Origin of the sequence: Nocardiopsis protaetiae (genome assembly GCF_045446735.1) — a bacterium.
In the GTDB taxonomy this organism is placed as follows: domain Bacteria; phylum Actinomycetota; class Actinomycetes; order Streptosporangiales; family Streptosporangiaceae; genus Nocardiopsis; species Nocardiopsis protaetiae.
The window spans coordinates 18730-44133 of the sequence record NZ_JBJJBV010000019.1 but is presented as its reverse complement, the minus strand read 5'-3'; the positions used below and the strand labels follow the sequence as shown (position 1 = coordinate 44133).

Below are 25404 nucleotides of genomic sequence, written 5' to 3'. Positions count from 1 at the left end.
CCCGGCGTGTGCGGGACCCGTGTAGCTTTCGTGCGGTCACGGGGGCCGCGGGCCCTCACCTTCCCGGAACGGACGCTTCCTCCATGAGAGCGCTCAAGAAGACCCTGGCCACCGCCGCCGCCACCCTGCTGTTCGTGGCCCTGGGCGCGGTGGCCGCCGCCCCGGCCAGTGCCGCCTCCTACAACGGCGCCTGCGGCTCGGGCTACGCGGTGGTCAACTCCGCGCAGGTCGCGCACGGGCTGGGCACCGTGTTCCTGACCTACAACAGCTCCAACGGCTACAACTGCGTGGTGACGGTCCGCAACGACCCCGGGTTCCCCCTGCACATGCACGCGGGGCTGCGCCGCGCGGGCGACGAGAGCACCCACAAGTCGGACTCGGGCCAGTACAACCAGTACGCGGGCCCGGTGTACGTGTACGGCCGGGGCTCCTGCATGGACTGGCGGGGCGTCATCAACAGCCAGGCCATCCAGCGGAACGCCACCAACTGCGGCTGACCGGTACACCGCGCGGCCCCGTCGGAGCACTCCGGCGGGGCCGCGCCCGTCTCACCCCGCCCGCAGGAAGTCCAGCACCGCGGGACCCTGGCCGAGGACGGCGTGCCCGACGCCGGGCAGCACGGTGACCTCGGCGTGCGGGACGTGCGCGCGCAACCGCCGCGCGGTGTCCGCGGAGTCGATCATCAGGTCCTTGTCGCCCATGACGGCCATCACCGGCACGGCCAGGGACCGCAGGTCGGTGTCGGAGAACACGGGCAGGGTCTCGGTGCGCGGCCGGAACCCCCCGAAGGTCGCGGCCACCTCCTCCACCAGCGGCGCGTGCCCGGCATCGTGCAGCCCCAGGACGGCGCGCACCGAGCGGTGCCTGCCCCACCGCCCGAACGGAGTCCAGACCAGGGCGCGGGCCAGCCGCAGCGGGGTCTGGCGGCCGATGCCGCCGGGGCACACCAGCGCCAGCCGCTCGACCCGGTCGGGCCGGCGGACGGCGTGGTCCAGGGCGGTCCACCCGCCCAGGGACATGCCGACGAAGGCCGCCCGGGACAGGCCGAGCCCGGCCATGACGTCGTCCAGCCACCGGGCGACGGCGTCGGAGTCCAGGGCCGGGCGGGAGGGAGCGCTCAGCCCGGGTTCGCCGACCAGGTCCACGGCGTGCACCCGCAGGTGCCGCGACCAGGCGGCCACGTCGCCCGCCCATACCGAGGAGTTGGCGCCCGAGCCGTGCAGCGCCACCACGGGCGGCGCGTCCTCGGGGCCGCTGACCAGGACGAACGTCTCGCCCTCCCGGGTGGGCACCCGCACGTGTTCGGCGGGCACGGGCCAGGCCTCCAGTGCCGCCCGGTAGCGCAGCAGGGCCTCCCGCTCCCCGGCCGCGGACCGGTAGATGGTACTCATCGGACTCCCCTTCTTCCTGCATCACTCCCCATCGGAGCTCGTTGAAGTACACTAAACTTCCCTAAATGGGAGAGTCAAAGGGAATGATGGGGAGCCACGACCACGGATGTCGCACCCGTGGCCCATACTCGCCCCCATGGCGACCAAGGCATGGGACGAGAACGGGCGGACGGTCCACGACCCCACCCCGCACGACGTGGACACGATGGTGACCGGCCTGAAGGCCGGCAACCACTTCCTGATCATCGAGCGCGACGACGACCACTACGTCCAGGTGTGGCGCTACCCCCAGGGCGGCTACCAGCTCGAATACCGCGACGGCGGCCCCACCGAGCACCACCGCGCCTTCTCCGGGTCCTCCCCCGGGATCGTCACCGCCATGACGGGCCGGCTCACCGGCGCCCCCGCCTGGCGCGACCCCTTCACCTGGGACGACATCTCCCACTACTTCACCGGCGACGGCTCCTGACCCGCGGGCACATGTCCCGCGGCGGCGTCCACGCCGACCTGGCCGACGTGCCCGCCGACGAACTCCTGCACCGCCCCCGGGGCGTGGACGCCGTCACCGGGGCGGCGGTGTGGACCGCCCACCTCACCGCCTACGGCGCCCTGGCCGAGGTGGGGCGGCTCGCCCCCGGCGACCACGCGGTCATCACCGCGGCGTCCAGCCCCGTGGGGCTCGCCGCCGTCCGGACCGCCCGCCGCCTGGGCGCGATCCCCATCGCCCTGACCCGCACCGGGGCCACGGCCGAACGCCTGCGCGCCGCGGGCGCCGCCGAGGTGGTCGCCACCGACGAAGGCGGCGCGGCCGACCGGGTCCTGGAGCTCACCGGCGGGCGCGGGGCCGCGGTCGTCCTGGACCCCGTCGCCAGCCCCGCCCTGGCCGAGACGGCGCGGACGGTGGCCCCGGGCGGCACCCTGGTCGTCTACGGGTGGCTGGCGGGCCCCGCCCCGCTGCCGATGAACTGGCCGCTGAACATCCACGGGTTCGCCGTCGACCACATCACCGACCACCCCGACCGGTTCCGGCGCGCCCGCGCCTTCATCGAGTCCGGGCTCGCCTCGGGGGCGCTGGTCCCGGACGTGGACCGGGTCTTCGACCTCGCGGACATGGCCCGGGCCCACCACCACCTGGAGTCCGGCGCACGGTTCGGCAAGGTGGTGGTGACCGTCGACCACTGACCCCGCTCCCCGGCGGGCGCCGGAAAAACGGTGGCCGCCGCCCGACCCCGCGCACTAGCGTGAGCGCACGTGACCGACACCCAGCGCTCCCCCGCCACCGCCGAAGGACTCTTCTCCCGCCCCCACGCGGGTGCCACCACCGGGTTCGCGGTGGTGATGTTCCTGACCGGGCTGGCCGCCCTGGCGGTGGTCCCCACCCTGCCCACCGCCGCCCGCGACCTGGGCGGGGTCCCCCTCTACCCGCTGGTGGCCGGCTGCTTCGTCTCGGCGAGCCTGCTCGGCGGGGTGGTGGGCGGCCACTGGGCCGACCGCGCCGGAGCACACCGACCGCTGGCCACCGGCATGCTCCTCGCCGTGGTCACCCTGCTGGTCTCGGGCACCGCCGAATCCATCTGGTGGCTGGCCGCGGGCCGCTTCCTGGACGGCCTGGCCGGCGGCATGGTCGCGGTGTCGGTCAACACCGCCATCGGCCAGTCCTTCCCCGAACGCCTGCGCCCGCGCGCCCTGGCGCTGATGAGCGCCTGCTGGGTCGTCCCCTCCCTGGTCGGCCCGCCCCTGGCGGGTGTGGTGACCGAACTGTGGACCTGGCGGGCCGTGTTCCTGGGCCTGGCCGCACTCACCCTGGTCCCCGCCCTGGCGGTGGCGTTCCTGCTGCGCACCCGCCCCCCGGCCGGCACCCTCCGGGCCGGGGACGGCACCCGCCGCCCCCCGCTGCTCATCGCCGCCGCCGTCAGCGCGGGCGCCGCAGCCGGCCAGTACGGCATCTCGGCGTGGGACACCCGCCACCTGGTGTTCGCGGTCGCCGGGATCGCCCTGCTGGTGGTGTTCGCGCCCCGCCTGCTGCCCCCGGGCACCTGGCGGGCGGTGCGCGGACTCCCGGCCACGGTGCTGCTGTGCGGGGCGGGGTCGGGGACGTTCTTCACCCTGGAGGCCCTGGTGCCGCTGATGCTGGTGGCCGAACGCGACGCCGCCCCGGTGCTGATCGGCCTGCTCTTCACCGGCGCGGCGATCCTGTGGGCGGTGGCCTCCTGGGTGCAGGGCCGCCTGCTGGAGCAGGTCCCCCGGCACCGGCTGGTGGCGGCCGGGGCGGTGGTGATGGTCGCCGCGGTCGCCGTCGCCGTGATCGGCGCGCTCCCGGCGGCCCCCGCGCCGGTGGCCGGATCGTCCATGCTCATCGCCGCCGCGGGCATGGGGATGCTCGCCCCCTCCCTCACGGTGCTGTCCCTGGCGCACAGCCCCGGACGGCAGGGGTACGCCAGCAGCGCCATGCAGATCAACCAGAACCTGGGCCAGGTCATGGTGCTGGGCGCCGCCGCGGCGGTGTCCAACCTGTCCCTGGCCCTGGGCGCGGCCGCCCCGGCCGGGTACGCCGCGGCCTTCGCCCTGCTGCTGGTCCCCTGCGCGGGCGCCGCCGTGCTGGCCGCCCGCACCCGCAACGCCTGACCTGCGAGAACCGGGTGCGGGCCCGCCGCCGCGGGGCTATGGTCGACGGGTCGCACCCCACAACCGCACCCCGGGAAAGGACCGTATGAACGCCGAGCCGCCCCGCACCTTCGAGATCCTCCTCCCCGGCTTCGCCACCGACACCGAGGCCATGGAGCAGGCGGACACCGTGGCCCGCCTGCTGTGCCCCGAACCCGGGCACGAGGGCCCCTGCCCGATCCCCTGGAGCCTGGGCTCGCGCCTGGAAGAGGAGGAGCCCGACCCCGTTGGCACCGGCCACACCGTGGTCGCGGGCGTCTACGCCACCGCCGCCGCGGCCCGCGAGGCCGCCGACCGCATCGGCGCCGCCCTGGGCCGGCCGGCCCGCCTGGTGGAGGTACCGCTCGACGAGTACCCCTACCTGGAGGAGCAGTACCGCGTCGAACGCGGCCTGGACACCTAGCCGACCGGACACCAGCGGCCCGGACACCTAGCGCCGCCGCGGGACCAGCGCGAGCAGCCGGGCGGAGACGGACTCCAACGGCCCCCGGTCGAACCGGCTCGACCACCACCGGGCGGCGACGGCCAGGACCAGGGCCATCGCGCAGTAGACGGCGGCGACCGACGCCCCGATCACCAGCGGCCCGGCCCCCCACAGCACTCCCGCCAGGCCCAGCCCCCAGCCGAAGAACACCACCGACCCCAGCAGGTTCTGGAGAACGTAGCAGCTCAGGGCGGTACGGCCCACCGCGCTCAGGGACCGGACCACCTGCCCGTTCCCGCGCGCCCGGTCCAGCAGCCACCCGGTCAGGCCCACGTACCCCAGCATCAGCGGGCCGGAGAAGGCGTACCGGTGGGCCACACCGAGTTCGGGCACCGCCGAACCCAGGACGCACAGCGGCAGACCCAGGCCCAGCCCCCACACCAGCAGCCGTCCGCGGATGCGCCGCCCGCCCGCGGTGTCGTCGAAGGCGCCCGCCCGGTAGAGCCGCACCCCCAGCAGGAACAGGAACAGGACCATCGGGAAGGCCACCGCGATCTCGGCGCGGGTGCCCCAGAAATGCGACCACCGGTCGGCCACCTGCGCGGCATAGGAGCCCTCGATCATCAGCAGCTCCCACTCGCCGACCTCCACGGGGTCGGGGTCATCGGCCGAGAACAGGAAGAACAGCAGGGTGAACGCGCCCATGAGGGCGAGGTTCACCCCCAGCGCCGCCCACATCACCACCGACCGCACCCTCTCCGAACGCCCCAGCAGCCACGCGACCACCAGCGCGGTGACCGCGTACCCCATCAGGACGTCCCAGGCGAACAGCAGCACGGTGTGCAGCGCCCCCTCGACCAGCAGCAGGACCTGGCGCCACCCGTGGCGGCCGGGCCAGCGCCGGCCGTGCGCGGCCGCCGCCCGGTACTGCACCGCCAGGCCGACGCCGAACAGCATCGCGAGCATGGCGTAGAACTTGCCGTTGACCAGCGGGTCCAGCACCGCCCGGAAAGCACCCGCGGGTTCGGCGACCCCGGGCAGGAAGACCCAGATGTTGGCGGCGAGGGTGCCCAGGATGGCGACCCCCCGCAGCACGTCCAGGAGAGGCAGCCGGGGCGGGGGCGCGGGCCGGTCCCCGGTGCGCTCTCCCCTGTGCTCTTCGGGGCGGTCGTGTGCACGGTCCTCGGCGCGGTCTCGGGGGCGGGCCCGTGGGGCCCCGGATTCGGTGTCCATGCCCGCCAGCCTGCGCACCCCACCCCCGACGGCGCGTCCGCCGCACGGCAGACACGGCCCCTTATGCCGTTCGGCGGACGACGGGCACACCGCCATGGCCCACCATGAGGGGATGGAGACGACCCGGACCCCCACGGACGCCCCCCGTGCCGGGGCACCGCACCGCCTCCGGCTCCCCGCCCCCGCCCGGGACGCGTTGATCGCCGCGGGCTGGGCCGTGGTGTTCGCCTGGTGGGAGATCCCCGGCGCCACCGGCGCACCCTGGTGGGCGCTGCCCCTGGCGGCCCGCTTCTCCCGAAACTACGGCGAGCCGCAAAGTAACCACTGAGTAGCTTCGCGGGTGGTCAGAACCCCTCTCCCAGCCCCAGTTCGCGCCCGGCCGGGCAGGGGTAGTGGTTTGGCAGGTCAGGCAGCGACGCTCGCGCACGGTCGAGTTCTCGTGGAGGTAGGAGGCTTGCAGGGCGCACTCGGCCTGGAGCGGACCAGTTCGGCCTCGGCCAGCTGTTGGAGGGCGGCCGAGAGCGGTGGCGGTCTCGGCGAACACGTCGATTCTCCTTCGTTCAGGGGGCGGGGGGTGTCAGACGCTGATCATGAGCCGGTGGCCGGTGGGAAGGACTCCTTCGGCGCGGTCGCCGGACCAGCCGTGAGGAGGGGAGCCCTCATCCCCGCGTGCTCGGCCCACCGAGCGGGTCCTGCGGCACCCCCGAAATCCTTACCGACAACCCGTCGGTATATTTACCGACGTAGCGTCGGCAAGTGACGCTCTCGCATGCACGCAGAGAGGTCGGACATGTTCCTAGCCATGCGCGAACTGTGGTTCGCGCGTTCCCGCTTCGGACTGATGGGGGCAGTCGTCGCCCTGATCGCGGTGCTGATGGTGCTGTTGTCGGGGCTCTCCTCGGGCCTTGTCGAAGATGGGGTGTCGGGCCTGCAGCGCCTGCCCGTCCACAGCTTCGCTTTCGACGAAGAAACAGAGGTCAGCTCTTCCTTCTCCCGCAGCCGTGTGGATGAGGAGCAGCTCCAGGAATGGCGTGACCAGCCCGATGTCGCTGAGGCAGCTCTCTTCGGCAACCTGCTCGTCAACGCCCGCAGCGACAACGACGTGCCCATCGACCTGGCCTTGTTCGGTGTGGAGGAGGACTCCTTCCTCGCCCCCCAGGCCCACGAAGGCCAGAACCTGGCACAGCACGACGGTCTGGTCGTCTCCCAAAGCGCGATCGACGAGGGGATCGCCATCGGCGACATCCTGACCGTGGAGCGGTTGGGCACCGAACTGGAAGTCGTCGGAGCCTTGGAGGACAAGCACACCTACGGCCACGTCGACGTCGCCTACCTGCCGCTGAAGACCTGGCAGGAGATCTACGCCGGTGTCACTCCCGAACAGGAGACCGATCCCGCCGTCTACACCGAGGCGACCGCTGTGGCCCTCAAGGCCGAACCGGATGCGGAGATCGACCACGCCGCTGGCGACAGCGCCGCCGGGACGATGACCCTGACTCTGGAGGAGACCTTCGACGCCTCTCCCGGATACAGCGCGGAGACGTCGACACTGGACTTGATCAAGGGCTTCCTTTACGCCATTTCAGCGCTGGTCATCGGTGCCTTCTTCACGGTCTGGACGATCCAGCGCAAGCACGAGCTGGCCGTGCTGCGTGCGATGGGAGCCTCTACCGGCTACCTCGTGCGTGACGGTCTCGGGCAAGCCTTCGTCATCCTGGTCGTGTTCTGCGCCATCGGGCTCGGCGTGGGCGTGGGAACGGGCTCCCTGATCACCGGATCAGGAGTGCCCTTCCTCCTGGAAGGGGCCGCGGTCGCCACTGCGGTGGTCCTGCTGATTGCTCTCGGGTTGTTCGGCGCGATGACCGCCATCGTCCGCATCTCCTCGATCGATCCACTGACCGCCCTGGGAGGGCAGCGATGACCGTCACGACCGCATCCCACGCAGCACCCAAAGACAAGAACGCCGAGGGACTTCTTCTCGAAGGCGTGACCCTGCGCCTGGGCGACGGAGATACCACTGTCACTGCCCTGGACGAGGTGTCCATCGCGATCCGCCCCGGAGAGCTGGTCGCGGTGGTGGGACCCTCGGGAGCGGGTAAGTCCAGTCTGCTCGCCGTCGCCGGGGCTCTCACCGTCCCCGACTCCGGCACCGTCCGCGCTGACGGCCAGGACATCACCGCCCTGTCCAAGCGGGCCCGGGCGCGCTTTCGCCGGGACCACATCGGCTTCGTGTTCCAGTCGGGCAACCTGCTCGGCTCCCTCACCGCTACCGATCAGCTGCGCATGATGAGCCATCTCGGACGTGGGGGCGCACGGCAGGACGCCCAGCGGCTCCTGGAAGAGGTCGGCATGGGCGACAAGGCGAACCGGCGGCCGCACCAGCTCTCCGGCGGGGAGCGCCAGCGGGTCGGGATCGCCCGGGCCCTGGTGGGCGGGCCCTCGGTCCTGCTCGTGGACGAGCCCACGGCGGCGCTGGACCGTGCCCGCAGCCACGAGATCGTCCGGTTGCTCGCGCAGGAGACCAAACGGTCCGATGTGGCTACGATGATGGTCACCCACGACCATGACGTCCTGAAGTATTGCGACCGGACCGTGCAGATGAGGGACGGTCGCCTATCGGAATGAGCATGGAGGGGATCTTGCCTCGGATCGCAGCGGCCACCCTCGCCGACCACCAGGCCAACCAGCGCCGCGCCGTGCTCGACGCGGCCCGGGAGATCCTGGCCGAGGTCGGCGGCGACGCCCTGTCCCTGAGCAGGGTAGCCGCCCGGGTGGGCCTGGCTCGCTCCAGCCTTTACCAGTACTTCGACTCCCGCCAGGACCTGCTCGACGCACTGGTCGAGGACCTGTTCCCCCGCTGGTCTCAGCTGGTGACCGGCGCGATGGCCGGGGAGCCGTCCCCGGCCTTGCGTGTGCTCGCCTACGCCGATGCGAACCTGCGGTTGGTGGCTAACGGCGAGCATGTGGTGGCTGGGGCGCTGGCCGCGGCCTCGCCCGGAGCGGACTTCGCCGAGCGCAGCCGTGTGATGCACGACCAGCTCGCGGCCCCTCTGTCCGAGGCGCTGGAGGCACTGGGGGTCCAGGATCCGCAGGGCACGGCGGAACTGGTCAACGCCGTGGTGCACAGGGCTTCGCGCATGATCGAGTCCGGTACCTCCCTGGAGGACGCCTCGGCGCGGGTCGAAGAAATCCTCCGCCCCTTCCTCATGGCCCAGGAAAACCGGCACGGTTCCTGAACCAGCCCTCTCTCCGGGTCCATCGGATGCGGCCCTCTGAGCCTTGTGCGGAGTCTTTGTGCCCCTTCCACTGCACGAACGCGCCCTTTCCCCGTTCCGCTGACGGCCTCGGGGCGGCTCTGTCGCCCGCGACCACCCTCCCGGTATGACCGTCACCGGTCGCTAGCACCAGCGGCGTGTCAGGCATGTCCTCGACTAGCTCTGCTCCCACGGTTTCGGGGGCGCACGCCCAGTCTGGAGTCTTCTCCCTTGCCGTTTGTGCCGCGCTCGTAATCACCGCAAAGGAAATAGATGTGAACAGCGAAATCCCCGATCAGGTCGCACAGATGGCCTCGGCCAGCGACAACCTGATCATCGCCATGGTGGTGACCTACGCCGTCGCCCTGCTCCTCTTCACTCTGGAGGCGGCCTTCGGCCGACGCACAGAAATCGCAGGAAGCCGGTCCTGGAAACGCAGAGCGCGCCGTTCAGAAGAGGAAAGCCTCCCCTCAGGGGTGATCACAGTCGAACGCGCTGGCCAAAAGACCACCGCTCCCAGGAACGCGCTGGGGCACTTGGCCCTCGCTGTCACTGGAGTGGGCTTTCTACTCAGCCTGGCACAGGTGGTCACCAGGGGACTCGCCGCTGGCCGCTGGCCCTGGGGCAACATGTTCGAGTTCGTCGTCACCCTGTGCCTGGTGGCTGTCGGAGGGCTCCTCTATGCCTCTTGGAGGTACCGCGCTCGTTTCCTCGGCGTGTTCGTGCTGGTCCCGGTCCTGATCCTGCTGGGCATCGGGGTGCGCTGGCTGTACGTCGATCCGGGTCCGCTGATCCCGGCGCTGCAGTCCTACTGGGTGCCGATCCACGTCCTCGCCATCAACGTTGCGGGCGGCGCCTCCATGGTCTCGGGTGCGGCCGGAGTCACCTACCTCATCTCTCACCGCACCGAGGCCAAGCGCGCCCGGGGGGAGGAAGTCGCCGGGATCTCGGGCCGCTTGCCCAGCCCCGAGCTGCTGGACCGCATCTCCCACCGGTTCATCCTGTTCGCGTTCCCGCTGTGGACTTTCGGCATCATCGCCGGGTCGATCTGGGCGGATGAGGCCTGGGGTCGCTTCTGGGGGTGGGACCCCAAGGAGGTCTGGTCGTTCATCTCCTGGATGATCTACGCGGCTTACCTGCACGCCCGGGCCACGGGCGGCTGGCGCGGACCCAAGGCGACGTGGATCAACGTGCTCGGTTTCGCCACCGTCCTGTTCAATTTCTTCGCGGTGAACTACATGTTCAGCGGCCTGCACTCCTACGCCTGAGGGCCGATGGGTTCCCCACCAGGGAACAGATGTGCGCGCGGCTTTCCGGGAGTTGAGGGCCGGTACCCGGGAGGGTGCTGGCCCTCGCCGTGGGACGTGTGCGCAACGGGGCGTTGCTAGGCGGGGGTGAGGCCATCCGCAGGGCCCGACCGGGGGAGGGGCGGAAGAATACTCACTTCTCCTGGAGTTCGGTGCGGCGGCCGCCGGACAGTTCCGGCACGTGCTTGTACAGGGTCGAGCGGGACACGCCCAGCAGGCGGGCGATGGAGGCCACGCTGTTGTCGGGGCGGGTGAGCAGGTCGCGGGCGTGGCGGATCTGCTCTGGAGACATCGCCGGCGGGCGGCCCAGGCGTTTCCCGGCGGCGCGGGCGGCGTCCAGACCCTCCTTGGTGCCCTGGACGATGAGTTCGCGGATGAACTCGGCCAGCGCGGCGAAGACGTGGAACACGAGCCTGCCCCCGGGGGTGGTGGTGTCCAGAGCCTCGTGCAGGGAGCGAAAGCCGATCCCGGCGCGGCGCAGGTCGGAGACCAGGGTGATCAGGTCGGCCAGGGAGCGGGCGAGCCGGTCCAGGGAGGCCACGACCAGGGTGTCGCCGGGGCGCAGGTAGGCCAGACATGCCTTGAGGTCGGGGCGCTGGGCGTTCTTCCCGGACTTCTTGTCGGCGAAGATCTTGGAGCACCCGGCGGTTTCGAGGGCGGCGAGCTGACGGTCGAGCTTTTGGCCCTGGGTGGAGACGCGGGCGTAGCCGACCAGGGCCCCGCCGCCGTGGGCGGGTTCGGGGGCGAGCGGATCATCCGGCAGGGCAAGAGCGGGGGCGGTGTCCATCCCCTAAGTGTACGAAAAAGGGTGTCGTTGGAATATATGAACATCACAAGTTCTCAACACGTTTTTCCGACACCCTCAGGCCCGGTTCGACGCCCTCCGGCAGCGCTCCGGGCACCTGTCCAACAAACGATCGTTTCTCGGACGCATGACCCGGTCGATGATGGCCCTGCGCGCCGGGGCTCGGACTGCAAGGATGAGGCCGTGACCGACTTCTATTACTCCGACCGCAATGACCCCCCGACCCCCCAAGACAAGGAGACGATCACGCCTGAGGCCTGGGGCGCACTCGTCTCCCTCGTGGACCAAGCCCTGGACAACGGGTCACTGGCACGCGCCTTCCCCCTCCGTGACTGCCACAAGCACCACAGGGCCGGGGATGGACCCACCACAGGGGTTGACCGCCCGAAGCTGTTCCGGGCCATGCGCGGGGAGATCCTCCGCCTGCCCTTGGTGCCGGACGCACACAAGGCCTACCGTCTCGATGCCGATCAGGTACCGGACACCTCAACCGCCTTGGACATGATCGAGTTCATCGGCCCCCACATCCACAGCCCTGACGGCGAGGACCGTAGCTGCTACTGGGACGGGATGATCGACGTTCACTACACGTTCGCCGAGTTCACCCCTCAGGATCCCAACGGCCTGTTCCCCGGCGAACAGCCCCGGCTGGCTCCCGGGCAGGAGGAGTACCGTCAGGCTGTCGAGAGGATCTTTCGACGTCAGGGTCTGGCGTTCACTCTGGACCGTCAAATGAAGGTGAGTCGGCGCGGACCATACGAAGCACGCGCCCAGCTCTCGAATTTTCACCCCCAGACCGGTGACCAGGCCCTGGACGAACTGTTCACCTTGGCGACGACCCTCTTCCTGTCACCAGATTTTCAGGAGAGGATCTGGGCATTGGAGAAGCTGTGGGACGCCTACGAGTGGACCATGACGCTCCACCCGGAGGGCAAAGACAAGAAGGACTCGGCGACCAAGTTGCTCCGTCAAGTCGCTGGCGGCTCGGAGAAGCTCTTCCAGCTCTTGGACGACGAGTTCTTGGCTCTGAGAGATATCGGGAACGACTTCCGGATCCGCCACTTCGGGCGCTTCAAATCGCACGAACTTCCCAGCAGCGAGTTCGTCGACTACCTGTTCACCCGAATGCTGGCCGCGCTGGCGTTCGTGCTGCGCTCCTCCGGTCGCATGGCCACCTGAGACCAGTTCATCGACCCTGGTGGATCGGCGCGAGCTCTTGGCGTAGGTCCACCACCGGCACCCCTTCGGGTCCTTCCACCGATCCCTTGCCGAAGCGCACCCACAGGGGCAGGGCACCGGCGTCGCGGGCGAAGGCCAGCTTGGCGGCCGAGGAACGGTTGGGCGCGGAATCGATCTCGACCACGACCGTGACGAAGACCGGATGCCACAGCACCACGTCCAGGCGCCCGTAGCGTTGGGCTCCCGGCGGCAGGACGGGCAGTCCCAGCTCGCGCCAGACACGGGCCTGCCCCAGTTCGGCGGGGTAGAACTCCTCGGCCCACGCGCTGATCTGGCGGGTCAGGGCTCTGGTCAGCCGCGCGGTGGAAAAGGCCCCGTCCTCGACCTCGTGGTCGGCCACAGCGGCGCGGACCCAGCCGGTGAGCCAGGCACGGAACCGTTCGGCGGCCTGGTCGACCTCCTCCGTGGGCGCGGGCCGAGGTGACCGGCCGGTGAGATGGTGCAACCAGCCCTGGGCCCAGTGACCCCGGCCCACCACGTTGATGACCCCGTCGGTGGCCGCGGCCCGGCCCACCTCGGCCTTGGTCGGCACCAGGTGTTGAGCCCGCTCGGAGATCATGCCCAGCACCTGGTCCACACGGCCGGTCTTGTCCATGACCTGTTCAGCGGCCAGAGCTCCCTGGAGATGCTTGGCCGCCCACCACCGCCACTCGGCCACCAGCGGAGCCGGAGCCTCCTGTTCGACGTCGATGCCGTCGAGCATCTCGCGGGCCCGCCCGGCGAACCCGCGCGCCGCAGCACCGAGTTCGGCCTTCAAACGCCCCTCGTTGGCCTTCCACCAGGCATTCTGGCAAGGCCAGCACCGTTGGCGACCCTTGCCCGCGGCATTGGTGGTGATCATCTCGCTGTGCCCGCACCCCGGATAGGTGTGACGGACCCGGTAGCCGGTGCACTCACGGCAGGCGCCCACGTCCCCGTTCTTCCATTGGGGCAGGGAGGTGCGAGTGGAGATCCGGTCGATCCACTCATGGCCCTGGGCGCACTTCCACCACACCTCGATGGGGCTGGAGGGCGGCACGGTCATCGGATCCAGGCCGCTGTCGGCGTTGCGCTCGACGTGCCAGGTCGCGGCGACCTCGGGTGGCAGCGTGCCCACCGGGCGCGCACCTTCCTCGGTGGATGACATGGGGGTCGCTTTCAGCTCGGGAACGGGCCGTAGGGCTCGGTGCGCGCGAAGATCTCCTCCGACGTGCGTTCGGGACCCTCGTCGGGGGCACCGAAGACCGGGTGCTGATCCTCAGGAGTGCAGGCGTCCCGGCGCTGGTTGAATCCGTCCCTGCCAGGGCCGGCCACGTACAAGGAGGCGCCCTTGCCGTAGAGCAGGGCGTGGGTGGCGGCGTCCTCCTTGTAGGACAGGCGCTGGTCGATGCCCATCGCCCGCAGCTCGCCCAGGACGCGGGCCACGTCGCGTCGGTCCCGCCAGTCCTTGGTGTAGACGCAGATCAGCCGGTCCTTGCCGGGCTTGTCCTCGGTGGCGACCTTGGCCTTCCAGCCCAGGCGGCCGGCCTCGGTGGCCTCAACGATGGCCGCCCACACCTCGTTGACCCGCTCGGGTGCGGTGAAGGGCATCCACTTGCCGGTGAACCCGGCGTTGACCAGGGCGGTCACCTCCTTGCGTTCGGTCTCGGTCGCGACCAGGTTCACGGCGTAGCGCCAGGGATGCATCTTCTCTGTCCCTTTCATCGGGGGTCTCACACGGCCAGGTCCAGGCGTTTGTCCATGTCCAGATTGAAGCGGCCGTAGGGGTTGATGTGGGTCCAGAACAGCGGGTTCAACCCGCGCCGGTCCTCGGGGGTGAGTCGCCCCGCCCATGCGGGGTCTTCCAGCACCCGTTGCAGGAGCAGGGTGTTGACGTAGACCAGGCAGGACTGGAGCAGGTGCAGGCACAGCATGGAGACCTCGGCGTGCTCACGGTCGCCACCGGTGAGCACGCCCTCCTTGCCGTAGAAGAACTTGTCGTTGGCGCCGTTCCAGTTCTCCACCACCTCCAGGCCGCCGTGGATCTCCCGACGCAGGGCCTCGTCGGCCAGGTAGTCGCAGGCGAAGATGGTGCGCACCGCCCGACCGAGTTCCTCCAGGGCCTGGTAGACGGGGTTCTTGGGGCCACCGCCCTTGGTGAAGCGGCGCAGTACCTGCTCGGTGTCGGCAGTGCCCAACCGCAGGGCGGTGGCGTACTTGACCATCTGGTCGTAGTTACGCCCGATCAGCGCCCAGTCGATGGGCCGGTTCTTGACCACCCGCTCCAGGTGCGGCCACGTCGCCGGGCCCTCGTCGGGGCTGTACAGGCGCACCGCGCCGATGTTCTTCAACCGCGGCAGCAGCTTGAACCCCAGCAGCTCGGTGAAGGCGAACCCTACGATCGACGCCCCGTGGGTGTCGGTGTAGTTCGCCTCGACCTCGGCGTCGGTGCAGTGCCGCAACACCCCCTCGATCATCGCCGCGACCTCCGAGGACGAGCACGACTTGAGCTGGGAGTAGATACACGCCCGGCCCTTGTCGACGTGCCAGTAGATCATCACCCCATGCCCGCCATAGCGAGCGTGGAACTCCGTCATCAGGTTCGACTCCCACGACCCGAACCGCTTGGAGTCCGACGCGGTGGTCGTGGCCGTCCCCCACCAGGTGGCGTCCCGAGCGGCGAAGGTCTCGTTGACCACCCTCGCGATAGCGCGGCGCAGGTTGTCGCGGGTGATGTGCGAAGCCCTCGTGCGGCGCAACGCCCCCTCGTCCTCGCCGTGCTCGCCCGTGGCGATCATCTGCTTGATGCCCATGTTCGTCCCGAGCGCGAACAGACACAACAGCAGACGCCGGTGCAACGTCGCCTTCGGGATGGCCTCGCGCGTGGCCACCGAGACGAACTCCTCACAGAACCCGGTGAGCAGCGCGGTGTCCTTGAGGATGTCGAGCAGATCGATGGTGCCCCACCGGCGCTGTACCTCGCCCTTGAGCGCCCCTAGGTTCTGCGGTTCGGGCAAAGGCTCCAGCTTCGGCACGCTGATCCAAGGCTGACCCTTGCGGGTCACCACCCGCACCCCGCCCGTGGTGCCCTCCGACATCGCCGTATCGAGCCGGTCCAAGGCCTGACGCATCCGGGTACGTACCCCGTCCACGAACGCGTTCGCCTCCACCGGCTTCTTCAGCGCCGCGTAGTACACGTCCCGGTTGTCGGCGAAGTCACCGGGCAGGTCGGTGTCGGGGTTACGCCACTTGCCTGCGCCCTCCACGTAGATCTCCCGCCGGCGCAGGGCCTCACGCAGCGCGATGAGCACGCACAGCTCATAGGGGATGCGCTCCACCCGCCCCGAGGCGGCGTCGGTGACGGCCTCGGCCCAGGCCTTGGGCACCACGCCCTCGATCGGCACGCGCTCGACGGTGCCGTAGAACTTCTCGGTGCGGTCGACGTCGGTGTAGCGGCCCAGCAGCTCGATCGCCTCCATCACCGGACGGTAGGAGGTGTTGTTGCACCTGAACGACAGCGCGGCCAACAGCGGGGAGAGCATCCTTCGGTAGTGGTGGGAGTAGGAGCCGCGCAACTGGTAGCGAACCCGCTCGGCCATCGCCTTCTCCGTGGCCATCAGCTCCCGCGCGAGCCTGCGCAGCGTCCTCTCCCCACCCGGGACCGCGCCGAAGATCACCTCCGACACCGTCCCTCCGGGCTCGGCCAGGGAGGCGTCCACCATCCGACGCAGGATGCCCTTCTTGCCCGGCACCGCGGTCAACTGGCCGATCAGCTCTTTTTCCACCCGCTTCTCCGCACGGGCGTTGATCCGGTGGATGAGGCGAATCAACAGCTCCACCAGACCGTCGATCAACTCGGCCTGCCGGGTCCAGCACAACGCGGCCAGCAGGGTGTAGCGCACCGCCGGTGCGCACTCGGCGAAGTCGGAGGGATACATCCGAGCAGCCCGAGACCGCCAAGCGGCCACGATCTTCTCCGACACACCCCCGAACGGCTCATCGGGGAGCCCCAGGGCCTGCACGGTCTTGAGCTTGTCGATCTCGGTGAGCAGGGTTTCCAGACCCAACGGTCCGGGGTCGGACTTCACGGCCAACAGCACGCCCTCGGTGCCCAGCACCCGGCTCTGGAGCCGGTCACAGATGCCCGGACCCAGGCGGGTCATCACGCTGGTGGTGAAGGCCTCCTCGAACCGACGCACCCCCGAGGCGACGACCCGCTCGATCTGCCCAGGTGAAGGAGGTTCGACCCTCAGGGTGCGGCACCGGCGCTCCACGGCCTGGGCGAGCTCGTCGCGGTCGACCTCCACCGGGCACACCTGGTCCGCGAGCCAGTCGGCGAGCTGGTCCTCTTCGTCCTCGGTCGCCGGGTGTGTGCCGTACTTGTCGCGGATCTGGTGGCGGTGGTATTCGATCGTCCGGCCGGTCCAGGCGTACTTGGTGAACAGGGCCCTGTCCACGTTCACCTGGTCGGCGACGAATTCCACTGCGGCCGCCGGGATCTCCTCGGCGTAGGTGGGGATGCGGCCCTCGACCTGGAAGAACTTCAGCAGCAGTGCGAAGCCGAGCCTGGTGGCGCCGCTCTTGTTACCGAGTAGCTTGCGGTCGCCTTCTTCCAGGGTCCACTCATCGACGAGCTGTTCGAGGGTCCAGTCCTGGCGCATGAGAAGGCGCTCCCAGATCGTGACGGTCGGTAGTCGACAGCGCACACGATCGCGGACCGAGGGCGGGTTACCGGCGGGTTCGCCTGATCCGTGACCTCAGGCCGCTCCCGAAGCTACTCATGGGTTACTTTGCGGCTCGCCGTAGCTTCGGGAGAACTGGGCCCTGGCGGTGGCCTGCGCCTGCCTGCCGCTGGTGTGGCGGCGCCGGTACCCGCTGGCGGTGGCCCTGGCCACCGGCAGCGCGACGCTCGCCGCGGCGGTCCTGCTGGACGTGGGCGCACCGATGCCCGAGGCGGTGGCCGCGTTCGCCGCCGGCTCCGCGGTCCTGCACCGGGCCCCGGCCGCCCTGGTGGGCGCGGTCTCGGTGCCGTGGATCCTGGCCCTGTTCACCCTGGGCGGCGAGCAGCCGGTCCCGGCCCTGCTGTGGGAGAGCCCGCTCCAGCTCGTGATGATCGCCCTGACCGGGACCCTGCCCGCGCTCGTGGGCCTGCTCCTGCGCATGCGCGCCGAACGCGCCGGGCAGCGGCGCACCGCAGAGCGTTCCCGCATCCAGCGCGAACGCGCCCGGGAGCGGGCCCGGATCGCCCGGGACGTGCACGACATCGCCGGACACCACCTGAGCGCGATCCGCCTGCTGGCCGTGGGCGGCCGCGAATCCCTGCACGGACCGCGGGCCGACCCCGACCGGGTGCTGTCGGCGATCGCCGACACCGCCGGGCGGGCGGTGGGCGAGCTGCGGGAACTGCTGGAACCCCTGCGCGAGGAACGGTGGGAGGAACCCCCGCCGCCGCAGGTGCGGCTCGCGGACCTGCCGCACCTGGCACAGGCGGTGGAGGGGGTCGGCCTGCCCGTGGAGCTGACGCTGCCCGCCGACCTGGACGCACGGGTCCACCCCCGCGTCGCCGAGGGCGTCTACCGGATCGTGCAGGAGGCGCTGGGCAACGCGCTGCGCCACTCCTCGGCCCGGCGGGCCCGGGTGCGCCTGGCCCACCACGGCACCGACATGCTGCTGGTGGACGTGGTGGACGACGGCCTGACCGCACCCGGGGCCGCCGCCGCGCCCGGCCTGGGACTGCGGGGCATGCGCGAACGCGCCCGGGAGCTGGGCGGCCGCGCCCGGGCAGGGCCCGAACCCGGCGAGGGCTGGCGGGTACGGGCCCTGCTCCCCCTGGCACCCGCCGACCACGGAGAGGACACCCGCCCATGATCCGGCTCCTGGTCGCCGACGACCAGCCCGCCGCCCGGGAGGGGCTGCGCCTGCTCTTCGGGGCGGCCCCGGACGTGACCGTCGTGGGAGCCGCCGCGCACGGCATCGAACTGGTCGCCATGGCGCGGCGGCTGCGCCCGGACGTGGTCCTCACCGACATCCGCATGCCCGGGATGGACGGGGTGGCGGCCGCCCGCGAACTGGCCCGGCTGGACCCGCCGCCGCCCACCGTTGTGCTGACCACCTTCGACCTGGACGAGTACCTGTTCGGCGCGCTCCAGGCCGGGGCCGCGGGGTTCCTGCTCAAGGAGAGCGAACCGGAGCTGTACGTGGAGGCGGTGCGGGCGGCGGCCCGCGGCGAGGGGGTGATCGACCCGCGGGTGACGCCGCGGCTGGTCGACCGGTTCGCGCGGACCTCGCCGCGCACCCCGCCGCCCCGGGCCAGGGACCTCACCGACCGGGAGCGGGAGGTCCTGCGGCTGGTCGCGCGGGGCTACGGCAACGCGCGCATCGGCCGGGAGCTGGGCATCACGCCGGGCACCGCCAAGGTGCACGTGGCCCGCATCCTGGCCAAGCTCGGGGTGGCGGGCCGGGTGCAGGCCGCCGTGTACGCCTACCGGTACGGGCTGGTGACCTGGTCCGACACCGCCGAGGACCCCTGAACCGCACCCCGGTGTGACCGGCACCCCACCTCCTAAGGGAATCGACCACGGACCTAAAGCCTTTAGGTTTATATCGGATCGATGTACGAGAAGAGGGAGGACATGATGGCACGTGCCGGGCTCAGCACCGAACTCCTGGTCCGGGCGGGGGCCGACCTCGCCGACGAGGCCGGGTTCGAGCACGTCACCCTCTCCGAGGTCGCCCGCCGGTTCGACGTCAAGGTCGCGAGCCTGTACTCGCACCTGAAGAACTCCCACGACCTCAAGACCCGGATCACCCTGCTGGCCCTGGAGGAGCTCGCCGACCGGGCCGCCGACGCCCTGGCCGGACGCTCGGGCAGGGACGCCCTGGCCGCACTGGCGAACGTCTACCGCGACTACGCCCGCGAACACCCCGGCCGCTACGCCGCCACCCGGTTCCGCCTCGACACCGGCACCGCCGCCGCGAGCGCCGGACCCCGGCACGCCCGGATGACCCGCGCCGTCCTGCGCGGCTACGACCTCCCCGAGGACGAGGAGACCCACGCCGTCCGGCTGCTGGGCGCCGCCCTGCACGGCTACGTGAGCCTGGAGATGGGCGGCGGCTTCGACCACAGCGCCCCCGACACCCAGGCCACCTGGTCGCGCACCATCGACGCCCTGGACTCCCTGCTGCGGAACTGGCCCGCACCCGACCACCCCTAGGAACACCGCCATGGACCTCACCACCACCCCGGTCACCGCCGACCTGCTGCGCGGGGCCGTCGACATCCGGGCCACCGAACACGGCCCGCGCCCCGGACGCCTGCCCGGATGGGCCCTGGCCCAGGCCCCCGACCCGCTGATGGCCGACATCGCCGCCCAGACCTCCGGCGTCCGCCTGGCCCTGCGCACCCGCGCCACCGTCGTCGAACTCGACGCCCTGCCCACCAAGCGCTCCTACACCGGCGCCCCGCCGCGCCCCGCCGGGGTCTACGACCTGCTCGTGGACGGGCACCTCACCGCCCAGGGGCATGTGGACGGCGGCGAAACCCTGGTCATCGACCTGGCCACCGGGGCCGTCGAACGCCGGCCCGGACCGGTCGGCACCGTCCGCTTCACCGGCCTGCCCGACCGCGACAAGGACGTCGAGATCTGGCTGCCGCACAACGAGGCCACCACACCCGTCGCCCTGCGCACCGACGCGCCCGTGGCCCCCGCCCCCGACCGCGGCCGGCGGGTGTGGCTGCACCACGGCAGCTCCATCAGCCACGGCTCGGACGCGGCGAGCCCCACCGCGACCTGGCCCGCGGTCGCCGCCCTGCGGGCCGGTGTCGACCTGGTCAACCTGGGGCTGAGCGGCAACGCCGTGGTGGACCCCTTCACCGCACGCACCCTGCGCGGGATCCCCGCGGACGCGATCAGCGTCAAGCTCGGCATCAACGTCGTCAACCAGGACGCCATGCGCAGGCGCGCCTTCGGCCCTGCCGTCCACGGATTCCTGGACACCGTCCGCGAGGGCCACCCCGACACGCCGCTGCTCGTGGTCTCCCCCATCCACTGCGCCATCCACGAGGAGGTGCCCGGCCCCACACAGATGGACGCCTCCGCCCTCGCCCAGGGGCGGCTGTCCTACCGGGCCCAGGGCGATGCGGCCGAACGCGCCGCCGGACGGCTGGCGCTCACCGACATCCGCCGGGAGCTGGCCCGCATCGTCAAGGAACGGGCCGCCCACGACCCGCACCTGCACCACCTGGACGGCCTGGAGCTGTACGGGCGGGCCGACGCCGCCGAGCTGCCGCTGCCCGACTCCCTGCACCCGGACACCGCCGCGCACCGCCGCATCGGCGAGCGCTTCGCCGACCTGGCCCTGGGCCCCGGCGGCCCGCTGGCCTAGGAGGCGGACCGCCCGGCCCGGTCCGCGGCCACCACCGCGCCCAAAAGCCCGGGGAAGGCCGCCTCGACCTCCGCGCGGCGCAGCGTGTTCATCCGCGAGGTGCCCTCGTAGTACTGGCGGATCAGCCCGGCCTCGCGCAGGATCCGGAAGTGGTGTGTGGCGGTGGACTTGCTGACGGGCAGGTCGAAGCCGCCGCAGGCGACGTCGGCCGGGGCGTCGTAGAGCTGCTCGACGACGCTGCGCCGCACCGGGTCCACCAGCGCCTCCAGCAGCCGTTGCAGGGTCAGGGCCGCGACGTCGGGGTGGCGGGGGATACGCTCGGTGTCCATGCGGTCATTGTACGAGCGGGATCGAAGTTCGGTGCCGCTCAGGCCACCCGGTGCACCCCCAGGTCCCGGCCCGCCCGGGCGAACGCGCGCACCAGCGGCGTCTGGGCCCCGGTGCGCCACACCAGCGCCCACTCCGTGAGCGGGGCGTCGTGCACGGGCACGTAGGTGATGCCGGGGAAGGTGTAGTACCGGGCCACATGGGCGTTGAGCGGGCAGACCGCCCGCCCCGCGGCCACCAGCGAGAGCACCTCGTGGAAGGTGCGCGCCCGCTCCCCGCGCCGGACGGGCCGCCCCTGCGGGGTCCGCTCGGGGATCATGGACGCGATCCAGTACCCTGGCGCGTCGGGGCCGGTGTCGGGGACGCGGTGGTCGGCCAGGTCCTCCACCGACACCGACCCCCGCCGGGCCTCCTCGGAGCCCTCGGCCACGGCGAGCACCCGCCCCTCGGTGCGCAGCACCGGCCCCGCCGTGAGGTCCTCCTCCAGGACCGGCAGCCACATCAGCTGGGCGTCGAACTCCCCCGAGCGCAGCCCCGCGAACGGGTCGCTGAAGTGGAACTCGCCCACGGCGACCTCGGCCCCGGGGTGGCGGGCGCCGAACTCCTCCACCACCGGGCGCAGCTCGTTGCCCAGCGCGCCCATCGTCCCCAGCCGCAGGGTGCCCCGCACCCCCTGGGCGGTGCCGACCGCCCGGGCCAGGCCGCCGTCGATCAGGGCGCGGGCGCTGCGCAGGTCATCGCGCAGGCGCGCCCCGATGGGGGTGATCCGCACCGAGCGGCTGGTGCGCTCGAACAGCGGGGCGCCGATGCGGCGCTCCTGCTGCTTGATGGACTGGCTGACCCGGGCCTGGGTGATGTGCAGCCGCTCCGCGGTGCGGCCGAAGTGCAGCTCCTCGCACAGGGTCAGAAAGATGTCGATGTCGCGGAGCTCCATGCGGCCTTCGGTTTCCATCCATAAGCGTCGGGTTATCCGACGTTACCGAAAACGCCGTTGATCACCGAATCGGTTCCGACCAGGCTCTTCTCGACATGGCAGGACCCCGCTTCCGACCCCTTGGAAGGACCGCTCCCGTGCCCACGAGAAGAAAGACCTCCCGCGATGTCCGCCCCCTCCACGCCCGCCATCGGGGACCCGGACTCCGCCCGGTGCCCGGGCACGGCGGTCACCCCGGCCTGCCCGGTGCCGCCGGTGGTGTCGGCCGCCCCGGGCGCAACGGCGGTGATCTCGGTCGCGGTGGCCGCGGCCCGGCTGTACCTGTTCCTCCGGTCGGGCAGAACGGCGGCGGCGGTGGCCCGGCTGCTGCGGACCCGGTCGGTGACGGCGGCGGCCGCGGCGCGGACCGTGGTGATGCTCGCGCTGTCGTTCACCGGATGGACGGCCCTCGCCGCGTGGCCCCCGCCGCGGCCGGGTGAGGGGGAGACCGCCGGGGCCGCGGCCGTCGCAATAGCGTTCATCGCCCTGGTCGTCCTGGGCGCGACGCTGCACCTGGCGTGGACCGCCCCCACGGCCCGGGCCCCGCACCGCTCACCGAGCCCGGTACGACCGCACCGCCCCGCGGTCCACGGCCCGGCCTGGTCCGTGCCCTTCGCCCCGCCGCCGGTGGCGGCGGTCATCGCTCGGGAGACGGCCGCCTGGACGCGCGACCCGGTGCGCGGGGCGGCGGCGCGCAGCGCCTGGATGGCACCGCCGCTCATGACGGTGATCATCGCGTGCGGTGGCTGGGAGTGGGCGCTGCCGCTGGTGGGTCCGGCGGCAGCGGTGCTCGGCGGCATGGCCGCGGTCGACACCTGCGCCCGTCCCGGGACCGCCCCGGGTGGAACGCCGAACGCCCCCGGGGCGGTGCGGGCCGAGGTGCGCGGCCGAGCGGCGGCCTGGACGCTGCTGTTCGGCGCCCCGTCGGTGGCGCTGACGGCGGTGCTATGGTCGGCGACCGGCTCCCCGCTGGGGGGTGCGGCGCTGGGAGCCGCGCTGGCCGCCGCCGTCCTGCCCCTGGTGGTCGCCGCGGTCACCGAGTACGCCCGCGTCGGGGCTCAGGCACGGGCGTATTCAGTGACCGCCACCCCGTTGTCGAACACCTGGCGGTCCACGACGGTGAACACCCCCGGGTCGAACCCGCCCTCGACCAGGGGGACGCCCGCCCCGGCCAGCACCGGATAGGTCTTGAGCACCAGGCGGTCGATCTCCGCCGACAGGGCCCCGGCCAGCCTCCCGCCGCCGCACAGCCAGATGTCCCGGTCGGAGTCCTCCCCCTTGAGCCCCCGGACCAGGCGGACCGGGTCGCGGTCCACGACGGTCACCTCCGGGGCGGGGACCGGCCCCAGGGTCGTGGACACCACGTACTGGCGCAGGTGCGCGTACGGGCTCTCGATGCCCTGGTCGTAGGCGGCCCGGTAGGTGCCCAGCCCCATTACCACCGTGTCGAAGCGGGCGTTGGGGGTCTCGGCCAGCCCGGCGGCCTCGCGGCCGACGGTGGGCGTGGCCTCGGGGTAGTGGGAGTCGACCCAGGCGTTGTAGGCGGCCGAGCGCTCCCGGTCGGCGAGCGGGGCGAAGAAGAAGTCGAACTCCCCGCCGGGCCCGGCGATGCGCCCGTCCAGGGAGACGGCGGCGTAGTAGACAAGCTCTCGCATGAAACCACTCCATTCAAAGTACTTCACTTGAAGTGGTCATGACTGTAGCAGAGACCCCGGGCCGCCCACAGCCGATACCCGGGTGCCCCTACATGCGGGTGCGGGCGTGCAGGTGCAGCGCCTCGCGCACGAACTCCGCATCCTCCGCGCTGTCGAAGATCCGGGTGTAGGCCGGATCCCGCACATAGGCGTCGGCCAGGCACACCACCATCTCGACCGACCGCTCGCGGTCGCCCGCGTGGATCGGGGTGCCCGGGATCGACAGCCACTCCACGTGCCGCACCGCCAGCTCCCGGGCGCGCTCGGAGCCCGGGGCCGCACCCTCCCTCCGGGCCGCCGCCCAGGCGGCGACCAGCGCCTGGGCCCCGCGCTTCCACTCCTGCTGCTCGCGCAGGCTCTTGCCGTGCCACCACGCGTTGCCCGCCCGGAACGCCTCCTCGCCCCAGCGTTCGACGACCTCGTCCTTGTAGCGGTCGTTGAACCCGTCGAGCATCACATCCGGGGAGGGGTCCACCCCCGCCTCCCGCGCCGCCAGCGTGTGCCGCACCGCCCGGATGTGCTGGTCGATCCGCTCGCGCTCCCGCTCCAGGGCCGCCACGTGCGCCCGCAGCCCCTCCGCCTCGTCGACCTCCTCCGACAGCACCCGGCCGATGTCGGCCAGGCCCATCCCGGTGCGGCGCAGCAGCAGGATCCGCTGGAGCCGGGCCACCTGCCCGGGGCCGTAGTGGCGCAGACCCCCCGGCCCCGTCCGGGCGGGGGACAGCAGCCCCACCCGGTCGTAGTGGCGCAGGGTGCGGCTGCTCACCCCCGCCCGGGCCGCCAGCTCACCGATCGTCCACTCCACCGCCGTCCCCCTTCCCCCGTCACCGGCCCAGGCGGCCCAGCGCGGTGTCGATGACCAGCGCATGGTCGTCGTGCAGCGCCTGCGCCGCGGTGCGCCCGGTCGCCGCCAGGTAGGCGTCGACCAGCCGGTTCCCCGCCGCGTACCCCGCACCCGGGGGCAGCCCCACCGGGGCGGTGCCGAAGCGCCGCGCGCTCTCGTCGCCGTGCACCCAGGCCGTGAAGTTCTCCATGCCGGTCACCCCCAGCCCCGACACCACCTTGTCGAACACCGCGTCGTCGCGCAGGTGCGGCACACCGATGCGGGTGCGGCCCAGCTCGTCACCGTACAGCTCGCGGGCGAAGGCGTCGGCCAGCCCCTCGCCCACCACGTGCTCGCCGACCGTGACGGTCGCCGGGTCCCACACCACCCCGCCCGGGGCGTAGCGCAGGTTGTGGTGCAGCTCGTGCACGGCGGTGGTCTCCAACCGCTCCAGGTTCTCCGGGGACGGCCACAGGGTGATGGTGACGTACCCCCAGATGCCGCCGAAGCCGACCACGCCCAGGACGGTGTCCGTGAAGTGGGCGTCGGCCGGGTCGCCCAAAGTGAGCAGCACCGTGACATCGTGCACCTCCAGCCCCGGCACGGCCTCCGCCAAGGTGGCCGCGGCGCCCTCCATCGCGGCCCCGACCCGGTTCCACGCGTCGGCCTTCGCCAACTCCTCCAGGCCCGCCAGGCAGCGCTCCCCGTCGCGGTCCAGGGGGAACCCCATACCGCCCAGGTGCACGTCCACGAGGTCGACCTCCACGGGCGCGAAGCGGTACATGCCCCGCACGGGTTCGAGCATCTCCGCCAGCAGGCCGCGGCGGTCCTCGGCCGGGGCGCGCAGCACGCGCTCCATGCCGGTACGGGTGTCCAGAACGTTGATCGTCATGGCCCCGAAGCTAGGGGTTGACGCTGCGTCAACCG

At 71.8% G+C, this 25404-nt stretch carries 26 protein-coding genes; 15 read left to right on the top strand and 11 right to left on the bottom strand.

Annotated features, from left to right (window positions below; all coding sequences use genetic code 11):
* Nucleotides 1-83 precede the first annotated feature (83 nt).
* Entirely contained in the window at nucleotides 84-497 is a 414-nt protein-coding gene (locus ACJOT3_RS05245) for a spore-associated protein A (RefSeq protein ID WP_406969352.1), read from the top strand.
* Nucleotides 498-548: 51 nt separating this feature from the next.
* Here ACJOT3_RS05245 and ACJOT3_RS05240 read toward each other — a convergent pair whose 3' ends face one another.
* Nucleotides 549-1391 (bottom strand): alpha/beta fold hydrolase, encoded by an 843-nt coding sequence (locus tag ACJOT3_RS05240; protein ID WP_406969350.1) that lies wholly within the window; start codon nucleotides 1389-1391, stop codon nucleotides 549-551.
* A gap of 136 nt (nucleotides 1392-1527) precedes the next feature.
* Here ACJOT3_RS05240 and ACJOT3_RS05235 point away from each other — a divergent pair, with 136 nt between their 5' ends.
* From ACJOT3_RS05235 to ACJOT3_RS05220, 4 genes are all read left to right on the top strand, one after another.
* Entirely contained in the window at nucleotides 1528-1860 is a 333-nt protein-coding gene (locus ACJOT3_RS05235) for a hypothetical protein (RefSeq protein ID WP_406969348.1), read from the top strand.
* Between the two features lie 11 nt (nucleotides 1861-1871).
* Nucleotides 1872-2573 carry a zinc-binding dehydrogenase gene (locus ACJOT3_RS05230; protein WP_406969346.1) on the top strand — a complete coding sequence of 234 codons (702 nt, stop codon included), beginning with the start codon at nucleotides 1872-1874 and terminating at the stop codon, nucleotides 2571-2573.
* A gap of 69 nt (nucleotides 2574-2642) precedes the next feature.
* On the top strand, nucleotides 2643-4016 hold the full coding sequence (locus tag ACJOT3_RS05225) for an MFS transporter (protein WP_406969344.1): 1374 nt from the start codon (nucleotides 2643-2645) through the stop codon (nucleotides 4014-4016).
* Between the two features lie 85 nt (nucleotides 4017-4101).
* Nucleotides 4102-4458: a hypothetical protein gene (locus ACJOT3_RS05220; RefSeq protein ID WP_406969342.1), complete on the top strand. Its 357-nt coding sequence runs from the start codon at nucleotides 4102-4104 to the stop codon at nucleotides 4456-4458.
* Nucleotides 4459-4485: 27 nt separating this feature from the next.
* Here the strand turns inward: ACJOT3_RS05220 and ACJOT3_RS05215 are convergent, their stop codons facing one another.
* Nucleotides 4486-5712 (bottom strand): DUF418 domain-containing protein, encoded by a 1227-nt coding sequence (locus ACJOT3_RS05215; protein ID WP_406969340.1) that lies wholly within the window; start codon nucleotides 5710-5712, stop codon nucleotides 4486-4488.
* A gap of 112 nt (nucleotides 5713-5824) precedes the next feature.
* Between ACJOT3_RS05215 and ACJOT3_RS05210 the strand changes: the two genes are divergently transcribed.
* The 5 genes from ACJOT3_RS05210 (at nucleotide 5825) to ccsB (ending at nucleotide 10234) form a co-directional block, all read left to right on the top strand.
* On the top strand, nucleotides 5825-6040 hold the full coding sequence (locus ACJOT3_RS05210; protein WP_406969338.1) for a hypothetical protein: 216 nt from the start codon (nucleotides 5825-5827) through the stop codon (nucleotides 6038-6040).
* Between the two features lie 474 nt (nucleotides 6041-6514).
* Entirely contained in the window at nucleotides 6515-7633 is a 1119-nt protein-coding gene (locus tag ACJOT3_RS05205; protein ID WP_406969336.1) for an ABC transporter permease, read from the top strand.
* Complete coding sequence (locus ACJOT3_RS05200; protein WP_406969334.1) at nucleotides 7630-8337, top strand: ABC transporter ATP-binding protein; 708 nt, start codon at nucleotides 7630-7632, stop codon at nucleotides 8335-8337. The genes ACJOT3_RS05205 and ACJOT3_RS05200 overlap by 4 nt, the downstream gene beginning before the upstream one ends.
* A 14-nt stretch (nucleotides 8338-8351) precedes the next feature.
* Nucleotides 8352-8948, top strand: coding sequence for a TetR/AcrR family transcriptional regulator (locus tag ACJOT3_RS05195; protein ID WP_406969332.1), 597 nt, complete (start codon nucleotides 8352-8354; stop codon nucleotides 8946-8948).
* Nucleotides 8949-9274: 326 nt separating this feature from the next.
* Nucleotides 9275-10234, top strand: a complete 960-nt coding sequence (gene ccsB, locus ACJOT3_RS05190) for a c-type cytochrome biogenesis protein CcsB (RefSeq protein WP_406969356.1) — start codon at nucleotides 9275-9277, stop codon at nucleotides 10232-10234.
* A 172-nt stretch (nucleotides 10235-10406) separates the two neighbouring features.
* Here the strand turns inward: ccsB and ACJOT3_RS05185 are convergent, their stop codons facing one another.
* Nucleotides 10407-11060 (bottom strand): recombinase family protein, encoded by a 654-nt coding sequence (locus tag ACJOT3_RS05185; RefSeq protein WP_406969330.1) that lies wholly within the window; start codon nucleotides 11058-11060, stop codon nucleotides 10407-10409.
* A gap of 201 nt (nucleotides 11061-11261) precedes the next feature.
* Between ACJOT3_RS05185 and ACJOT3_RS05180 the strand changes: the two genes are divergently transcribed.
* Nucleotides 11262-12257, top strand: coding sequence for a hypothetical protein (locus ACJOT3_RS05180; protein ID WP_406969328.1), 996 nt, complete (start codon nucleotides 11262-11264; stop codon nucleotides 12255-12257).
* 7 nt (nucleotides 12258-12264) lie between these two features.
* Here ACJOT3_RS05180 and ACJOT3_RS05175 read toward each other — a convergent pair whose 3' ends face one another.
* The 3 genes from ACJOT3_RS05175 to ACJOT3_RS05165 are packed head-to-tail and all read right to left on the bottom strand — an operon-like array spanning nucleotide 12265 to nucleotide 16936.
* Nucleotides 12265-13413, bottom strand: a complete 1149-nt coding sequence (locus ACJOT3_RS05175) for a zinc-ribbon domain-containing protein (RefSeq protein ID WP_406969326.1) — start codon at nucleotides 13411-13413, stop codon at nucleotides 12265-12267.
* Nucleotides 13414-13454: 41 nt separating this feature from the next.
* On the bottom strand, nucleotides 13455-13982 hold the full coding sequence (locus ACJOT3_RS05170) for a putative phosphothreonine lyase domain-containing protein (RefSeq protein ID WP_406969323.1): 528 nt from the start codon (nucleotides 13980-13982) through the stop codon (nucleotides 13455-13457).
* Between the two features lie 26 nt (nucleotides 13983-14008).
* Entirely contained in the window at nucleotides 14009-16936 is a 2928-nt protein-coding gene (locus ACJOT3_RS05165; RefSeq protein WP_406969321.1) for a Tn3 family transposase, read from the bottom strand.
* Between the two features lie 169 nt (nucleotides 16937-17105).
* On the opposite strand from ACJOT3_RS05165, the gene ACJOT3_RS05160 reads away from it, so the two are divergent.
* From ACJOT3_RS05160 to ACJOT3_RS05145, 4 genes are all read left to right on the top strand, one after another.
* Nucleotides 17106-18143: a sensor histidine kinase gene (locus ACJOT3_RS05160; RefSeq protein ID WP_406969319.1), complete on the top strand. Its 1038-nt coding sequence runs from the start codon at nucleotides 17106-17108 to the stop codon at nucleotides 18141-18143.
* Complete coding sequence (locus ACJOT3_RS05155) at nucleotides 18140-18805, top strand: response regulator (protein WP_406969317.1); 666 nt, start codon at nucleotides 18140-18142, stop codon at nucleotides 18803-18805. The genes ACJOT3_RS05160 and ACJOT3_RS05155 overlap by 4 nt, the downstream gene beginning before the upstream one ends.
* Nucleotides 18806-18910: 105 nt before the next feature.
* A complete protein-coding gene (locus ACJOT3_RS05150; RefSeq protein WP_406969354.1) occupies nucleotides 18911-19489 on the top strand; it encodes a TetR/AcrR family transcriptional regulator in 579 nt (192 codons plus the stop codon).
* A 10-nt stretch (nucleotides 19490-19499) separates the two neighbouring features.
* Entirely contained in the window at nucleotides 19500-20660 is a 1161-nt protein-coding gene (locus ACJOT3_RS05145) for a GDSL-type esterase/lipase family protein (RefSeq protein ID WP_406969315.1), read from the top strand.
* On the opposite strand, the gene ACJOT3_RS05140 is transcribed toward ACJOT3_RS05145, so the two are convergent.
* The 5 genes from ACJOT3_RS05140 to ACJOT3_RS05120 all read right to left on the bottom strand — a co-directional run bounded on the left by ACJOT3_RS05140 (nucleotide 20657) and on the right by ACJOT3_RS05120 (nucleotide 25369).
* On the bottom strand, nucleotides 20657-20989 hold the full coding sequence (locus tag ACJOT3_RS05140; RefSeq protein ID WP_406969313.1) for an ArsR/SmtB family transcription factor: 333 nt from the start codon (nucleotides 20987-20989) through the stop codon (nucleotides 20657-20659). The two genes, ACJOT3_RS05145 and ACJOT3_RS05140, sit on opposite strands and share 4 nt — an antisense overlap.
* Before the next feature lie 38 nt (nucleotides 20990-21027).
* On the bottom strand, nucleotides 21028-21939 hold the full coding sequence (locus ACJOT3_RS05135; protein WP_406969311.1) for a LysR family transcriptional regulator: 912 nt from the start codon (nucleotides 21937-21939) through the stop codon (nucleotides 21028-21030).
* Nucleotides 21940-23018: 1079 nt separating this feature from the next.
* A complete protein-coding gene (locus ACJOT3_RS05130; RefSeq protein ID WP_406969309.1) occupies nucleotides 23019-23615 on the bottom strand; it encodes a dihydrofolate reductase family protein in 597 nt (198 codons plus the stop codon).
* 88 nt (nucleotides 23616-23703) lie between these two features.
* On the bottom strand, nucleotides 23704-24459 hold the full coding sequence (locus ACJOT3_RS05125; protein ID WP_406969307.1) for a MerR family transcriptional regulator: 756 nt from the start codon (nucleotides 24457-24459) through the stop codon (nucleotides 23704-23706).
* Nucleotides 24460-24478: 19 nt separating this feature from the next.
* Nucleotides 24479-25369: a DUF2268 domain-containing putative Zn-dependent protease gene (locus ACJOT3_RS05120; protein ID WP_406969305.1), complete on the bottom strand. Its 891-nt coding sequence runs from the start codon at nucleotides 25367-25369 to the stop codon at nucleotides 24479-24481.
* Nucleotides 25370-25404: the final 35 nt, after the last annotated feature.

What these genes read in the sequence shown, in the direction of transcription:
- ACJOT3_RS05245 (WP_406969352.1), top strand. Translation starts at nt 84, where the DNA reads ATGAGAGCGCTCAAGAAGACCCTGGCCACCGCCGCCGCCACCCTGCTG.
- ACJOT3_RS05240 (WP_406969350.1), bottom strand. Translation starts at nt 1,391, where the DNA reads ATGAGTACCATCTACCGGTCCGCGGCCGGGGAGCGGGAGGCCCTGCTG.
- ACJOT3_RS05235 (WP_406969348.1), top strand. Translation starts at nt 1,528, where the DNA reads ATGGCGACCAAGGCATGGGACGAGAACGGGCGGACGGTCCACGACCCC.
- ACJOT3_RS05230 (WP_406969346.1), top strand. Translation starts at nt 1,872, where the DNA reads ATGTCCCGCGGCGGCGTCCACGCCGACCTGGCCGACGTGCCCGCCGAC.
- ACJOT3_RS05220 (WP_406969342.1), top strand. Translation starts at nt 4,102, where the DNA reads ATGAACGCCGAGCCGCCCCGCACCTTCGAGATCCTCCTCCCCGGCTTC.
- ACJOT3_RS05215 (WP_406969340.1), bottom strand. Translation starts at nt 5,712, where the DNA reads ATGGACACCGAATCCGGGGCCCCACGGGCCCGCCCCCGAGACCGCGCC.
- ACJOT3_RS05210 (WP_406969338.1), top strand. Translation starts at nt 5,825, where the DNA reads ATGGAGACGACCCGGACCCCCACGGACGCCCCCCGTGCCGGGGCACCG.
- ACJOT3_RS05205 (WP_406969336.1), top strand. Translation starts at nt 6,515, where the DNA reads ATGCGCGAACTGTGGTTCGCGCGTTCCCGCTTCGGACTGATGGGGGCA.
- ACJOT3_RS05200 (WP_406969334.1), top strand. Translation starts at nt 7,630, where the DNA reads ATGACCGTCACGACCGCATCCCACGCAGCACCCAAAGACAAGAACGCC.
- ccsB (WP_406969356.1), top strand. Translation starts at nt 9,275, where the DNA reads ATGGCCTCGGCCAGCGACAACCTGATCATCGCCATGGTGGTGACCTAC.
- ACJOT3_RS05185 (WP_406969330.1), bottom strand. Translation starts at nt 11,060, where the DNA reads ATGGACACCGCCCCCGCTCTTGCCCTGCCGGATGATCCGCTCGCCCCC.
- ACJOT3_RS05170 (WP_406969323.1), bottom strand. Translation starts at nt 13,982, where the DNA reads ATGCATCCCTGGCGCTACGCCGTGAACCTGGTCGCGACCGAGACCGAA.
- ACJOT3_RS05165 (WP_406969321.1), bottom strand. Translation starts at nt 16,936, where the DNA reads ATGCGCCAGGACTGGACCCTCGAACAGCTCGTCGATGAGTGGACCCTG.
- ACJOT3_RS05155 (WP_406969317.1), top strand. Translation starts at nt 18,140, where the DNA reads ATGATCCGGCTCCTGGTCGCCGACGACCAGCCCGCCGCCCGGGAGGGG.
- ACJOT3_RS05150 (WP_406969354.1), top strand. Translation starts at nt 18,911, where the DNA reads ATGGCACGTGCCGGGCTCAGCACCGAACTCCTGGTCCGGGCGGGGGCC.
- ACJOT3_RS05145 (WP_406969315.1), top strand. Translation starts at nt 19,500, where the DNA reads ATGGACCTCACCACCACCCCGGTCACCGCCGACCTGCTGCGCGGGGCC.
- ACJOT3_RS05140 (WP_406969313.1), bottom strand. Translation starts at nt 20,989, where the DNA reads ATGGACACCGAGCGTATCCCCCGCCACCCCGACGTCGCGGCCCTGACC.
- ACJOT3_RS05135 (WP_406969311.1), bottom strand. Translation starts at nt 21,939, where the DNA reads ATGGAAACCGAAGGCCGCATGGAGCTCCGCGACATCGACATCTTTCTG.
- ACJOT3_RS05130 (WP_406969309.1), bottom strand. Translation starts at nt 23,615, where the DNA reads ATGCGAGAGCTTGTCTACTACGCCGCCGTCTCCCTGGACGGGCGCATC.
- ACJOT3_RS05120 (WP_406969305.1), bottom strand. Translation starts at nt 25,369, where the DNA reads ATGACGATCAACGTTCTGGACACCCGTACCGGCATGGAGCGCGTGCTG.